The sequence below is a fragment of the Natrinema sp. DC36 genome (assembly GCF_020405225.1).
GTDB lineage: Archaea > Halobacteriota > Halobacteria > Halobacteriales > Natrialbaceae > Natrinema.
The window spans coordinates 1,293,392-1,306,966 of record NZ_CP084472.1 but is presented as its reverse complement, the minus strand read 5'-3'; the positions used below and the strand labels follow the sequence as shown (position 1 = coordinate 1,306,966).

13 protein-coding genes are annotated in these 13,575 nt (G+C 64.7%); 8 read left to right on the top strand and 5 right to left on the bottom strand.

The window, feature by feature from the left end; all coding sequences use genetic code 11:
- Nucleotides 1-82: 82 nt before the first annotated feature.
- From LDH74_RS07065 to bluB, 5 genes are all read left to right on the top strand, one after another.
- Nucleotides 83-1,426 (top strand): alkaline phosphatase family protein, encoded by a 1,344-nt coding sequence (locus tag LDH74_RS07065; protein WP_226041813.1) that lies wholly within the window; start codon nucleotides 83-85, stop codon nucleotides 1,424-1,426.
- A 65-nt stretch (nucleotides 1,427-1,491) separates the two neighbouring features.
- On the top strand, nucleotides 1,492-1,866 hold the full coding sequence (locus tag LDH74_RS07060; protein ID WP_226041812.1) for a hypothetical protein: 375 nt from the start codon (nucleotides 1,492-1,494) through the stop codon (nucleotides 1,864-1,866).
- Between the two features lie 60 nt (nucleotides 1,867-1,926).
- Nucleotides 1,927-2,340: a DUF371 domain-containing protein gene (locus LDH74_RS07055; RefSeq protein ID WP_226041811.1), complete on the top strand. Its 414-nt coding sequence runs from the start codon at nucleotides 1,927-1,929 to the stop codon at nucleotides 2,338-2,340.
- 82 nt (nucleotides 2,341-2,422) lie between these two features.
- The gene (gene nth, locus LDH74_RS07050) at nucleotides 2,423-3,340 is read left to right on the top strand and encodes an endonuclease III (RefSeq protein WP_226041810.1); all 918 of its coding nucleotides are present in this window, start codon (nucleotides 2,423-2,425) and stop codon (nucleotides 3,338-3,340) included.
- 105 nt (nucleotides 3,341-3,445) lie between these two features.
- Nucleotides 3,446-4,144: a 5,6-dimethylbenzimidazole synthase gene (gene bluB, locus LDH74_RS07045; protein WP_226041809.1), complete on the top strand. Its 699-nt coding sequence runs from the start codon at nucleotides 3,446-3,448 to the stop codon at nucleotides 4,142-4,144.
- Between the two features lie 239 nt (nucleotides 4,145-4,383).
- On the opposite strand, the gene LDH74_RS07040 is transcribed toward bluB, so the two are convergent.
- The gene (locus tag LDH74_RS07040) at nucleotides 4,384-6,318 is read right to left on the bottom strand and encodes a beta-CASP ribonuclease aCPSF1 (protein ID WP_226041808.1); all 1,935 of its coding nucleotides are present in this window, start codon (nucleotides 6,316-6,318) and stop codon (nucleotides 4,384-4,386) included.
- A gap of 489 nt (nucleotides 6,319-6,807) precedes the next feature.
- Between LDH74_RS07040 and LDH74_RS07035 the strand changes: the two genes are divergently transcribed.
- Nucleotides 6,808-7,293: a hypothetical protein gene (locus LDH74_RS07035; protein WP_226041807.1), complete on the top strand. Its 486-nt coding sequence runs from the start codon at nucleotides 6,808-6,810 to the stop codon at nucleotides 7,291-7,293.
- Between the two features lie 63 nt (nucleotides 7,294-7,356).
- Here the strand turns inward: LDH74_RS07035 and LDH74_RS07030 are convergent, their stop codons facing one another.
- A complete protein-coding gene (locus LDH74_RS07030; RefSeq protein WP_226041806.1) occupies nucleotides 7,357-7,956 on the bottom strand; it encodes a hypothetical protein in 600 nt (199 codons plus the stop codon).
- A gap of 125 nt (nucleotides 7,957-8,081) precedes the next feature.
- On the opposite strand from LDH74_RS07030, the gene nucS reads away from it, so the two are divergent.
- Complete coding sequence (gene nucS, locus LDH74_RS07025) at nucleotides 8,082-8,825, top strand: endonuclease NucS (RefSeq protein WP_226041805.1); 744 nt, start codon at nucleotides 8,082-8,084, stop codon at nucleotides 8,823-8,825.
- 448 nt (nucleotides 8,826-9,273) lie between these two features.
- Here the strand turns inward: nucS and LDH74_RS07020 are convergent, their stop codons facing one another.
- Nucleotides 9,274-9,735, bottom strand: coding sequence for a YbhB/YbcL family Raf kinase inhibitor-like protein (locus LDH74_RS07020; protein WP_226041804.1), 462 nt, complete (start codon nucleotides 9,733-9,735; stop codon nucleotides 9,274-9,276).
- A gap of 132 nt (nucleotides 9,736-9,867) precedes the next feature.
- Nucleotides 9,868-10,011, bottom strand: a complete 144-nt coding sequence (locus LDH74_RS07015; protein ID WP_226041803.1) for a hypothetical protein — start codon at nucleotides 10,009-10,011, stop codon at nucleotides 9,868-9,870.
- Nucleotides 10,012-10,117: 106 nt separating this feature from the next.
- On the opposite strand from LDH74_RS07015, the gene LDH74_RS07010 reads away from it, so the two are divergent.
- Nucleotides 10,118-10,645: a GNAT family N-acetyltransferase gene (locus LDH74_RS07010; RefSeq protein ID WP_226041802.1), complete on the top strand. Its 528-nt coding sequence runs from the start codon at nucleotides 10,118-10,120 to the stop codon at nucleotides 10,643-10,645.
- Nucleotides 10,646-10,661: 16 nt separating this feature from the next.
- On the opposite strand, the gene mutS is transcribed toward LDH74_RS07010, so the two are convergent.
- The gene (gene mutS, locus LDH74_RS07005; protein ID WP_226041801.1) at nucleotides 10,662-13,406 is read right to left on the bottom strand and encodes a DNA mismatch repair protein MutS; all 2,745 of its coding nucleotides are present in this window, start codon (nucleotides 13,404-13,406) and stop codon (nucleotides 10,662-10,664) included.
- Between the last annotated feature and the right edge of the window lie 169 nt (nucleotides 13,407-13,575).

Sequence of the window (13,575 nt, the reverse complement as noted above, 5' to 3'; positions counted from 1 at the left end):
GTTCAGCGAACGGAGTGTCAGCCATTCGCAAAACACTGTCTCGAAACGAAGCTTCTTGTATCCGGTCGGACTACGTCCGCCCATGGGTCTGTTCGACCGACTACGGGGCGACGGCGACCCCCGTGTCGCATTTATCGGGGTCGACGGCGTGCCGTATAGTCTCCTCTCGGAGAACGAGGAACTGTTCCCGAACTTCGCTGCGATCGCCGAGAACGGAACCGCCGAGGAGATCTCGAGCATCGTTCCGCCGGAATCCAGCGCCTGCTGGCCGTCGCTGACGACCGGCGTGAACCCAGGTGAGACGGGAGTGTACGGCTTTCAGGACCGCGAGGTCGGCACCTACGACACCTACGTCCCGATGGGCCGCGACGTCCAGGCCGACCGCGTCTGGGACCGCGTCCAGGAGAACGGCCGCAAGGCGACGGTGATGAACGTCCCCGTCACCTTCCCGCCTCAGCGCGACGTCCAGCGGATGGTCTCGGGTTTCCTCTCGCCCGGCCTCGACAAGGCGGCCTATCCCGACGACGTCCGCGACTACCTCGAGACGCTCGACTACCGGATCGACGTCAATCCGAAACTCGGCCATCAGGACGACAAATCCGAGTTCATCGAGGACGCCCACGCGACGGTCGACGCGCAGTACGAGGCCTTCCAGCACTATATCGAGGAGGACGACTGGGACCTGTTCTTCGGCGTCTTCATGACGACCGATCGGGTCAACCACTTCCTGTTCAAGGACTACGAGCGCGACGGCGAGTACAAGGACGAGTTTATCGAGTTCTACAGGAAGGTCGACGACTACATCGGCCGCCTGCGCGATTCGCTGCCGGAAGACGTCACCCTGATCGTCGCCTCCGATCACGGCTTTACCAGCCTCGACTACGAGGTCCACTTCAACGAGTGGCTCCGGGAGGAGGGCTGGCTCTCCTTTGGGACCGACGAGCCCGAAGAGCTGGGCGACATCGCCGACGACGCGAAAGCGTACTCGTTCATCCCGGGTCGGTTCTACATCAACCTCGAGGGCCGCGAACCCCGCGGCTCCGTCCCACAGGACGAGTACGACGCGGTCCGCGACGAGCTCAAAGCCGATCTCGAGGCGCTCGAGGGGCCAAACGGCAACAAGGTTGTCGACCGCGTCGTCGAGAAGGAGGAAGCCTTCCGCGGCGATCACGCCGACATCGCACCCGATCTAGTCGCGATTCCGAACAACGGCTTCGATCTCAAATCCGGCTTCAAGGGCGACTCCGAGATATTCACTACGGGGCCGCGCAACGGGATGCACAGCTTCGACGATACGTCGCTGTACATCGACAGCCCGGACGCGACGATCGAGGACGCCGATCTGTTCGACATCACGCCGACGATCCTCGATCTGATGGAAATCGAGTACAGTCGCGGTGATTTCGACGGCACGAGTCTCGCTTGACCGCCGTTCCATCAATTCGCTGAACAGACGGAAGATGTATTTTTGTTCGTTGCCTATCGAATAGTATGAGCGATGTTCGCGTCGTCGGAGCGAGTGTGACGCTCGCGTTCTTGCTCGCCGGCGTCGTTAGCGCGATCACCCAGAGCCCGGCCGTGCTCGGCGTCACGCCGGTCGGAATCGTAATCTATCTAGCCGTCGGCGTCGGGCTCCCCCAGTACCTGCTATCGCGTCGAACCGGCTCGCGGCTCCGACTGGGGCTGGCCTGTCTCGCGGCCGCCGGTGCGGCGTTCGTCGCGGTCGCGGGCATCGGGACGGGCTCTCTGCACGCCGAGTGGAGCGGCGGGCTCGTCGCGATCCTGTTCGTCGTCGTCCTCGGAAACGCCCTCGGTGCGGGCGTCCGCGAATTCCGGTCGGGGTACCGATCCACGTCGCGACCGTAATCCACCACCGCCACCGCACCGATTCGATCCCGTTTTCCGGCCGGCACCGAACCGCCTTCCATGGACGAGGTAATCCACGCTCGCGGCCACGAGAACGTCAGCGCCGAGCACGCGAGCACCTTCGAAGTGACGACGGACGACTTTCTCACCGCTGCCGGCGACTGTATCCTCGCGATCGAGGCCGACCGCGCGCCGGCGGATTTCGATCCCGACTTCGTCGCGGCCTGCCGGGACGCCGATGCGACGATCACGGTCACCGTCGAGGCCGACGGCCACGCGGACTCCGTGACGGGACACGGCGATCCGGCCCTCGAGTTCACCAGCGAGCGCAGCGCGGTCGGCCGGACGAGCGACTACGTCGACGACCGAACGATTGTGCTCGGTGCCGAGTTCGCGGCCGAGGGATTCGACCGCGACCTCGTCGCCGCGCTGGCGGACGGGGCCGAGGCAACGGTGACGATCTCCGTCGAGTGATCGCCGGCAGTAGTACGGAATCAACGGACTCGAGTCCGACCGCTCCGTCGCGGTTTTGGTCGCCGAGTCCGAACGGACGGCTATGAGCGACGATCCGGAGCCGACCGTGAACATCAGCGGCGGCAGGGAGGGTGGCGGCGCGGCCGCGGAGTTCGATCCCGCGACGGCAGACACGCGCGCGGAACGCGTCGTCGACCGGCTGGGCGAGCGCTACTGGCAGAAAACGTACGGTGGACAGGACGCATTCACCTGCCTCGTCCGGACAATTCTGAGTCAGAACACCAGCGACAAGGCGAGTCAGCCGGCCCACGACGCGCTACTCGAACGGTATGAGGGCAGTGCGTCGCAACGCGATGCAGACAGTTCGAGCGGTGCGAGGCGCAAACGACGTGAGGGGCTCGATGATGCGAACGGCGAAGCCGTGAGCGGGCAACTGGGAGCCGAGGATGTCGACCTCGCCGAATCGCTCGCGGGCGCCGAGCAGTCGATTCTCGCCGAAACGATCAGCGGTGCGGGGTTGTACAACCAGAAGTCCGAAACGCTCATCGACACCGCGGCGTGGGTCGTGGAGACGTTCGGCTCCGCAGCGGAATTCGATGCGTTCGTCAAGGACGAGGACCCCGAAACGGTGCGCGAGACGCTGCTCGAGGTCCGCGGCGTCGGCCCGAAGACCGCCGATTGCGTCCTGCTCTTCGCGGGCGGTCGCGGCGGCGTTTTTCCCGTCGACACGCATGTCCACCGGATCTATCGCCGCATAGGGATCGCCCCGCCGGACGCGGACCACGAGGGGGTTCGGGCCGTCCTCGAGCGCGACGTGCCCGCGGCGAAGTGCGGCTTCGGTCACACGGCGACGATCCAGTTCGGTCGCGAGTACTGCACAGCGCGGAAACCGGCCTGTCTCGAGGATCCCGACGCCTGTCCGATGGCCGATATCTGCGATCAGGTGGGAGTCTATCCCGCGACGGGCGAGGTCGTCGACCCGGCGGACGCACCCGAGTAAGCGGCCGGCCGATCGAGCGGCAGCCGTCGCCGTTCACCGGACTCGAGTTCGCATCCCGAGGGCCAGTCAGCGGTTTTAAACAACCGTTCTTTCATAGATGAATCAATGGTTGCATTCACGGAGGCGGAGCGGGATGCGGTGTACAAGACGATCTACGCCCGACGCGATATCCGGCGGTTTCGCGATGAACCGATTCCGGACGAGATCCTCGAGCGACTGATTCGGGCCGCACACCACGCCCCGAGCGTCGGCTTTTCGCAACCGTGGGATCTCGTCGTCGTCGGCGACGACGGGACGAAGGCCGACATCGCCGAAATCGCGGAGCGCGCCATCGCGGCCGCCCGTGAGGGCTACGAGGAGCCACAAAAAAGCGAGTTCGCCGCGCTGAAGCTCGAGGGGATCCGCGAGTCTCCGATCAACGTCTGCGTGACCTGCGATCCGACCCGCGGCGCGCCCCACGTTCTGGGCCGCAGTTCGATGACGCAGACCGACGTGTACTCGACCTGTCTCGCGGTGCAGAACCTCTGGCTGGCCGCTCGAGCGGAGGGCGTCGGCGTCGGCTGGGTGAGCGTCCTCTACCCGTACGAGGTCCGGGAGGCGCTCGGGATTCCACCGCACGTCGAGCCGGTCGCGTACCTCTGTCTGGGCTATCCCGAGGACGGCTTCCCCGAGGAGCCGGTCCTCCAGCGGGAGGGCTGGCGCGATCGACTCGAGGTAGAACCGCTCGTCCACGAGGAGCGATGGGACGCCGACGAGTCGACCGAGACCGACGGCGAAGCGGTCGGCTCGCCGGACAGCAGTTGACGGCCGTCTGCTCTTATTCACCGGTTCTGTACTAGCTGAATTCCTCGCGTCTGTTACACGGATCGATCATGCATAGTGGCCGGCTCGAGCGCGCGCCTCGATCAGGAGGCGCGCGCTCGAGTCACGGGGAAGGGCAGGCCACCTGGCGCGGCGCGCGGATCCGCGCGCCGCGCTCTAGCGGCGCCTGGTGGAAATGAAAAGGGCGAGCGATCGCTGCCAAGCGATCGCGAGGGCTTTCTTTAGAGGAAGCGGAAGGTCTCGAGGTTCTTCGGCGCGAAGGTTCGCATGTCGTAGTCGTGGTAGAGCGCCGAGGAGAGGTCCTGCGTGGAGCGTTCGTCGCCGTGGACGCAGAGCACTTTCTCGGGGCGTGGATTCATCGTTTTGACGAAGTTCTCGAGGCCGGCGCGGTCGGCGTGGCCGGAGAAGCCGTCGACGGTTTCGATATCCATGTTCAGCGAGAGAGTGCCGCGGCCGTCGCCGCCACCCATGGAGCCGACCTCGCTCGTCGGGATTTCGTCCCAGCCGTTCTGGATGCGTCGACCGAGGGTCCCCTGGGCCTGGTAGCCGACGAAGACGAGCGACGAGTCCGGATCGGGGCCGATGTGGCCGAGCCAGGACATGATCGGGCCGCCGGTGACCATCCCCGAGGTCGAGAGGATGATACAGGGCTCGCCGTCGGCGACCTCCTGTCGTTCCTCCTCGCCGGCGTCGATGTGGTTGAACTCCTCGGCGAGGAACGGGTTCTCGTCCTCGTGGAAGATGCGGTCCCGCAGATCGTCCCGGAGGTACTCGGGGTAGGTGGTGTGGATCGCCGTCGCCTCCCAGATCATGCCGTCGAGGTGGACCGGCATCTCGGGAATTTTCCCGTTGCGCATCGCCTCTTCCAGGACGAGCATGATCTCCTGTGACCGGCCGACGGCGAAGGCGGGTATAACGACCTTGCCGCCCCTGTCGTGGGCTTCGTTGATGACCTCTATCAGGTTCCGCTCGGAGTCCTTCTGGTCGGTCTGATAGTCGTTTCGACCGCCGTAGGTCGACTCGAGGACGAGCGTCTCGACCCGCGGAAAGTCGTTGACTGCGCCGTTGAACAGGCGAGTGTCGTCGTAGTGAATGTCGCCGGAGAACGCGACGTTGTAGAGGCCGTCGCCGATGTGGAAGTGCGAGACGGCCGAGCCGAGAATGTGACCGGCGTTGTGGAAGGTGAGTTTGACGTCCGGCGCGATGTCGGTGACGTCGCCGTACTCGAGGGGGATGCAGTGTTTGATCGCCTCGCGGACCTGCTCGCTCTCGTAGGGCGGGCTTCGGCCTTCCTTGGCTGCAACGTCGAGGTAGTCGAGCGTCAGCAGCCCCATCAGATCCCGCGTGGGCTCGGTGCAGTAGATCGGCCCGTCGTAGCCGTACTTGAACAGCAGCGGAATCAGCGCGGAATGGTCGAGGTGGGCGTGCGTGAGGACGACCGCGTCGATCGTCTGTGGACCCGCGCCGAGCGCTTCGGGCGCGTGGAGGTACGGCACTTCGCCCTCCGCGCCGGGTTTGTCGCCGCAGTCGATGAGGATCCGCGTCTCCGGCGTCGAGAGGATGAACGAGGCGCGGCCGACCTCGCGACAGCACCCCAGCGTCGTGATGCGGACGTACTCGTCGTCGGACATCTCCTCGCGGTGGATCTGTCGACCGACCTTCTCGAGAATATCGCGGCGCTCGTCGCGCTCCTGTTTGAGAAAACTACGGACGTTGGAGACGGTCGACGATTCGATCGGCGGCGTGCGGACGACTTCGGGCGTCCAGCCGACGGTCTTCGTTATTTCGCGGAGCGTCGACCCGTGGCGGCCGATGACCATACCGGGCTTTTCGGCCTCGATGACGACTTCGCCGGTGTCGGCGTGGAAGTCCAGGTCGGTGACCCCCGCGTCCTCGGGGACGACGTTCATGATCTCCTCGCGCGCCTGCTCGGGGCGCGAGAGAACGCTGGGGTCCGGCCGGACGGTGATCCGCTTGCGTAGCTTGCTCGCGAGTTGCCGAATGAGGTCACCCTTCTGGGCGAACTTCTTCGGATCGCGCGTGTAGACCACCAGTTCGGGGCCTTCGTATTTCACCGAGGAGACCGAGATATCGCTCGGTAACTCGCTCGTGATCTGTGCTTCGAGATCGTCGAGTTGCTGCTCTACAGTGCTCATAGGTCGCCAATGTGGCTTGCGTGAACTCGCCGTCCGGGATCGAGTGCGCCGCCGGATGGGGCAGAATCGATAGGAGACCAGCGTCGGATTACAGTGTCGTGACGACCGTTAACGGATGGTCGCCGCGACATGTGCGAGCGTTGTCCGAACGGGACAACGTAGCTCACACTCCGTCTCGTCTCCCGAATCATCGTATCCTACTCCGTACCTGACGAAGACGCTCCCGGATCGGTTATCCTGGTTCGTGCGGGACAATTCCAGGGAGAACCCGCTTACTCGAGGCTATTCTTTGCGTAGTATAAAAGCCTTCGCAAAACCGGGCCGTGCGGACGGACTACCGTCGGCCGGCAGTCAGTGAAGGCCCGATCGTGCGGCGATCACGACGGGGTCTCGACGGGATCGTGGTATCGCTCCCAGCGACCACGTCGACAATGTGGTTGCGACCAATAGTACAGCGTTTTGGGAAACGGGGTCGTTATTTCGATATCCATGCGCATCACGCCCGCTCGAGTCCGCGAGGAACGAAACTGGGTCGTCGACCGTACCGATCGGGTCGTCCCCCTCATCAACGACGTTCGCGACGACCTCGGGGAGGTCTTCGGTACCGACGTGGACGCGGTGACGGCGGATCGGTATCGTGAGGAGGTCGACGCCGTCTTCGCCGAGGGCGATCTGGCCGTCAACGTCGCTGCCCTGATCGCCATTCTCAGGGACCTCGATGTGGAGAACGATTACCCGGGGTTCGTGGTCGACGAACTCCTCGGGCGGGAACTGGCGGCGACGATCGCCGGCGACCAACCGCTGCGGACGCTCGGCGAGGCGACGTTCCATTATGCCGATCTCCAGGTCCACGGCGATGCGAGCGAAAACGCCGGCATCGACGACTGCGAAGCGGCGCTCGCCGCCGGCTTTCAGGAGCGACTACCCGGCTGGAACTGGACCGAACGCGAGAGTCCGTTCTCGCTCGAGCGGTAACTCCGGCGAGAGGGGTGTATCCAACTGTCGGCGGGTGCTCGAGTCAGGCGGCTGGTGCTCGTGTTAGCCGTCCGTCTCGTTTCCGGAAGCGGGTCCGTTCGTCTCATTACTGGAACCGGAGCCGCTGGTCACGTTGCCGGAGTCGGAGCCGTTCGTCTCGTTCCCCTCCTGTGCTTGCTGCTGTTCTTCGAGCATCGCCTGTTGTTGCTCCTGGCGCCGTTGTCGCTGAACGAGTAGTTCGTACTGTTCACCGGGATAAATGCCGCCGACGGCGCCGTTTTGAAGGGCGTCCATGATCGCCTCGTCGGGCCCCGTAACGCGAAGCAGTCCGTACTTCGGTTCCGACTCCTCGACCGAAATCCCGTTCTCGCCGGCCGACTCTTCGAACGACGTCGTGGCTTCCTTCCGCAATTCGAGACGCCCCGCCTCGAACTCCCGTGCCGCCTCCTGATCGCTGAGATTTCCGTCGTCGATATCTGCTCGAATCTCCTCCTCGAGGTCGGTCAGTGCCTCCCGTTCCGGCGTGACCGTTAGCGTGACCGCGTTCTCCCCCTCGTCGTTCGATCCCCCCATGGAATCGAGCTGCGAACAGCCGGCGAGCGCTGCGGCTACGCCGGTGCCGGACAGTGCGAGTAACCCCCGACGGGTCGATAGGTTCGACATCGTGTCTTGCGCGGGGACGAACGTGGATATACCTTCTGCGTTAGGCTGCATTTGAACGCGACGAACCGATGGGAAATCCGCACGACAGCGGGCATCTTTTATCCATCCCGGCGCTACCACGACCAGTGACGGACTCCGAGTACGGCCACCGAACGGAAACCCTCCAGGGGCCGACACCGGCAGCGGCCCGCGACGTGATCGCCCGCGGAATCGATAGCGACGCCATCGTCACCGTCTACGGTCGCTGTACCGTCGATTACGACGGCCGGGCAACGAGTTACCTCGAGGCGGGCGATCGCCACGTCATGCTCAAACCCGACGGGGCGGCGCTGGTCCACACCGACGAGGGCCAGCAGCCGGTCAACTGGCAGCCGCCGGGCTGTGACCACGACGCGTCCTGCGAGGACGGCGCGCTCGTCCTCGAGAGTCTGCGGTCGACGCCGGACGAACGGCTGCGTGTCAGATTCCAGGAGGTCCTGCAGGTATCCGCGTTCTCGGGCTCGGACGAGAACGAACTCGCACTCGTCGGGACCGAGGAGGACCTCCGCCAGCGAATTCTCGAGGAGCCCGGCCTACTCGAGACGGGGTTCACGCCGCTGGCAACCGAGCGCGAGACGCCGGCCGGTGCGGTCGACATCTACGGCGAGGACTCAGCTGGGCGGGCGGTCGTGGTCGAACTGAAGCGCCGCCGCGTCGGCCCCGATGCGGTGAGCCAGCTTCGGCGCTACGTGGACGCCCTCGAGCGCGATTTACACGCCGATGCGGCCGTTCGCGGGGTGCTGGTCGCTCCCTCCGTGACCGACCGCGCCCAGCGGCTCCTGACGGATCACGGCCTCGAGTTCGTCTCGCTCGAGCCGCCGGCCGAGTGAGTGACGTGAGACGTGTCGGTTTTCGAATCGGTTCCCTCCCGCCAGATAGTACAGTCAGCACGGACCACCGAGTCCGACGGAGAGCTCACTGCCGGTATCAATGGCGAACGTGATGGTTCCTCGCTGACGAGTCGATAGTATTACGATTCGTTGAAAAGCATATTAAGCGGCGAAATACGATGGACGACAACCTCTCTCGACTACAGTCCGCGTTACTCATGGGGTTATCGGGAACAATGGCCCTCTTACTTGTGGCCATTATATTCGACTATCCGAGCGTCCCGAGAGCGTTGCTGGTTGGACTCCTGACGACGATCGTCTGGTACGTTTTCGACCCTCGTCTCCTCGCAGACTCAGATTGAGCAAAGACTACAGCTACTGTCAAGGCGGAACTATTCAGACTACAGTTTCTTATCGAGGGCTCTTTGAGGTGAGATAAGCGTGCAATTCACTCGTTAGGGCGGTATGTACCCTCGAGTAGCGCTCGATCGAGGACGTGGCCATCCATTGCCGACTCGGGGTCGTCCGCGCCGGCGTCGGGCCCGAGATCGAGCGTCGTATCCAGCGCGAACAGTATGAATCGGTAGGTGTGTTCTCCGTCCGGCGGATTCGGGCCGCCGTAGTCGCGTTCTCCCCAATCGTTCGTTCCGACGGTCACCTCGTCCGACTGCCAGTCTTCCGGAAGCATCCCCGTCTCCGGCGAGACATTCCAGACCACCCAGTGGTCCCACACCTTGCCGGCGGGTTCCCTCGCATCGGGGTCGTCCACAACCAGCGCGAGCGCCTCGGCGCCGTCCGGAACGCCATCGATCTCGAGCGGCGGGTTGACGTTGTCCTTCGTATAGCCGTACTCCTCGGGGATTCGGTCGCCGTCGTCGAATGCGGGACTCTCGAGCGTGAAATCTCCCATGTCGGTTTGACCTCCGTGTAACTTCCGCGTCGGCCGTTCACTACCGGAATAGAAGAAACTTACAGCTCCTGCTGGTTACGATAGGGCCACCGAAATCATCGCGATCGAATCTGTTTCCGGTCGAAACAGGTGCTACCGGCGAACAGCGAATACCACGATCCCTAGCACCAGCAGTCCGACCCCCCACATCCACGACTGGCCCGGGAGATACGCCAGCAACAGCGTGACGATACCCGAGGTGATGAGCGACCAGCCGATCGTCGTTTGATATGTCATGAAAACCACGACATCACCACTATAGTTGTGTGTTGTGCTGGTCACTGCAGCCCGACGATACACCAAACCGATGTTATTTTTCAGATCGGAAACACACTATTCGAATATGGAGACCGCTCCGACGATCCGTCGATATCGGCCGGAAGACGGCGAGCAGGTCCGTGAGCTGCACGAAACGGCCATGCGAGACGCGGGGGCCTACGTCGACACCGTTTCGGATACCGATCTCGAGCGAGTTTTCGAGACGTACGTCGACGGTGATGGGGAGTTCCTCGTCGGCGACTTAGACGGAAGCGTCGTCGCGATGGGCGGATTTCGTCCGGTCGGAGAAACGGACTACATCGCGGAGATCGTTCCCGACCTGATGGACGGCGCAGTCGAACTCACTCGAATGCGCGTCGACCCCGACTATCAGCGACGAGGATACGGCCGCCGGATCTACGAGGAACTCGAGCGGCGCGCTCGGTCGCAGGGTGCCACACGGATCGTACTCGACACGATGGCGAAACAAACCGCAGCGCGCCGGCTCTACGAGGCGCAGGGCTTCGAAGAAGTCCACCGCGAACGGATCGAGGCGTTCGACGACCCCTTCGAACTCCTCGTCTATCGGAAACCCCTGGTCGACGACGGCTGAGTGGAAAGCGCCAGCCTCACTCCTCGAGAAGCCGTTTCAGCCGGTCGAGTTCCGTCAGCGCCTCGACGGGGGTGAGGTGGGCGAGATCGAGCGCGCGGAGTTCTGCGGCCACGTCGGTCGGCACGTCTCCTCCGTCCGTGGTAGCTGCCGATTCTGCAATTCTGGTTGCTTCGGGCACCGCATCCTCGTTCGAATCACGAGCGGTCGGCCTGTCGTCACTCTCCGTCTCGAGGGCATCGTCCGCTTCGTCCGCGACCAGGCCCCGCGCGCGGTCGACGACGGAGTCGGGGACGCCGGCCGCGGTCGCGACCTCGACGCCGTACGAGCCCGTCGCCGCGCCGGGCGCGATTTCGTGGTGGAAGACGACCTCGCCGTCGACCTGCTCGACCTCGAAGTGCAGCGTGAACGCGGCCTCGAGGTCGTCCGCGAGTTCGGTCAGCGGGTGGTGGTGCGTCGCGAAGAGCGTCGTCGCGCCGACCGCGTCGTGGAGGTGTTCGGTGATCGCCTGGGCGATGGCCATCCCGTCGGCCGTCGAGGTCCCCCGTCCGACTTCGTCCAGGAGGACGAGCGAGTGTTCGTCGGCCTCCTGCAGGATCGTCGCGAGTTCGTCCATCTCGACCATAAACGTCGAGCGGCCGCCCGCGATGTCGTCGCTGGCTCCGACGCGGGTGAAAATCCGATCGACCGGCGTGATTCGGGCCGCGCTGGCGGGCACGAAGCTTCCGACCTGCGCCAGCAGGACGATCTGGGCGACCTGCCGCATGTAGGTCGACTTGCCGGACATGTTCGGCCCCGTGATCACTGCCAGCCGCCGATCGCGCGCGAATCGGGCGTCGTTCGGGACGAACGACTCCTGCGTCCGCTCGACGACGGGATGGCGACCCCCCTCGATCTCGAGGGTCTGACTCCCGTCGCGCTCGAGGATCGCCGGCCGGCAGTAGTCGTACTGGGCCGCGGCGCTCGAGAGTGAGACGAGCGCGTCCAGCGTCGCGAGCGCCTCGGCGAGGTTCTGGACGCGTTCGACCTCGTCGGCGATTTCCCGGCGGACCTCGCAGAACAGTTCGTACTCGCGTTCGTCCGCCCGCTCCTCAGCGCCGACGATCTGATCCTCGCGCTCCTTGAGCTCCGGCGTGACGAAGCGCTCGGAGTTCTTGAGGGTCTGGCGGCGCTGGTAGTCGTCGGGCACCGACTCGAGGTTCGGGTTCGTCACCTCGATGTAGTAGCCGTGGACCGAGTTGTAGCCGACTTTCAGCGAGTCGATCCCGGTCCGCTCCCGTTCGCGCTCCTCGAGGTCGTCGATCCACCGTTTGCCGTCGCGGGCGGTCCCGCGCAGGTCGTCCAGATCGTCGTCGTACCCCTCCGCGATGATGTCGCCCTCGGTGATCTCGATCGGTGGGTCCGAGACGATCGCGTCCTCGACCAGCTCGCGGACATCGGCCAGCGGATCGAGGGCCTCGTGGAGCCGTTCTAGTCGCTCGCAGTCCGCGTCGGCGAGCTCCTCGCGAACGTCGGGAACGACGGCGAGGGTATCCCGCAGCGAGCGCAGGTCCCGCGCATTCGCTCGCTCGCGGGAGATCCGTCCGATCAGCCGCTCGAGATCGTAGACCGACCGCAGCCGGTCGTGCAGCCGCTCGCGCGTCTGAACCGCGCTCGTGAGTTCCTCCACGGCGTCCAGCCGCGCCTCGATCCGGTCGGGCTCGAGCAGCGGCCGCCGGAGCCAGTCCCTGAGCTTTCGGCCGCCGAGCGCGCTAGCGGTGTCGTCGAGCACGCCGACCAGCGTCGCCTCGTCCCGCCCGTGAACGGCGCGGGGTTCGAACAGCTCGAGACTTCGCAGGGCGACGGCGTCGAGCAGCAGGTACTCCCGCGGATCGTACCGCGTGAGGTGAGTGAGGTACTCGAGGTGTGCGTCGTCACTCTCGATACCGTCCGCAGCTCCAGAATCGTCCTCGGTCTCGTCGTCCGCTTCACCGCGTTCGCCGACGTGTGTACCGCCGCGGACGTACTCCGCGTAGGCGAGTACTGCGCCGCAGGCCCGAATCTCGGCGTCGCTCGCGAGCAGCGCATCGGGATTGCGGAAGTACGCGGAGAGTTTTTCGCCCGCCCGCTGGCGGTCGAACGCGCTCACGTCGTACGGCGTGACCATACAATCGTCGGGAACGAGATCGGCGGGCGCGTCCGGGCCGACGACGGCCTCCGCGGGATCGAACCGACTCACCTCGTCGACGATCGACTCCCTCGAGGTGGAACTCGTGGCGAGGAAGTCACCCGTCGAGACGTCGAGTAACGCCAGCGCGAGTTCGCGGTCTTCGCCGGCGGCTGCGTCGCCGCGAGCCACCGCGGCCACGAAGTTGTTGTCGTCACTGGCGAGCAGTTCGTCCTCGGTGAGCGTCCCGGGCGTGATAACGCGCGTCACTGCGCGTTCGACGACGCCCGACGTCTCGCCGGGTTCCTCGACCTGATCGGCCACCGCGACCCGATAGCCGGCCTCCAGCAACTCCTCGATGTACGACTCGGCGTTGTCGATCGGAATACCAGACATCGGGTACTCGCCGGTGTTGTCCTCCCGGCTGGTCAGCGCGATCTCGAGGAGGCGCGCCGTCCGTTCGGCCGCGCCGCAGAACGTCTCGTAGAAGTCCCCGACCTGAAAGAGGACGATCGCGTCGTCGTAGCGCGCGCAGAGATCGTGATACTGGCGCATCATCGGCGTCAGCTCGTCGCGTATCTCGGCCATCTCCTCGGGAGGGCCAAGCGCCGGATCCATACGTGAATTCGGCCGCCCGACGCTGAAATACCTTGCTGGATCGGCCGCGTTTCGGGCTCGAGAGCCGCTCGTAACAACTGAAGCGATTGACACACCGATCGGACAGTCCGTAGTTCTCGATCGCGGTTCTCGCTCACTACGTTCGCTCACGGCTCGCTTCGCTCACCGT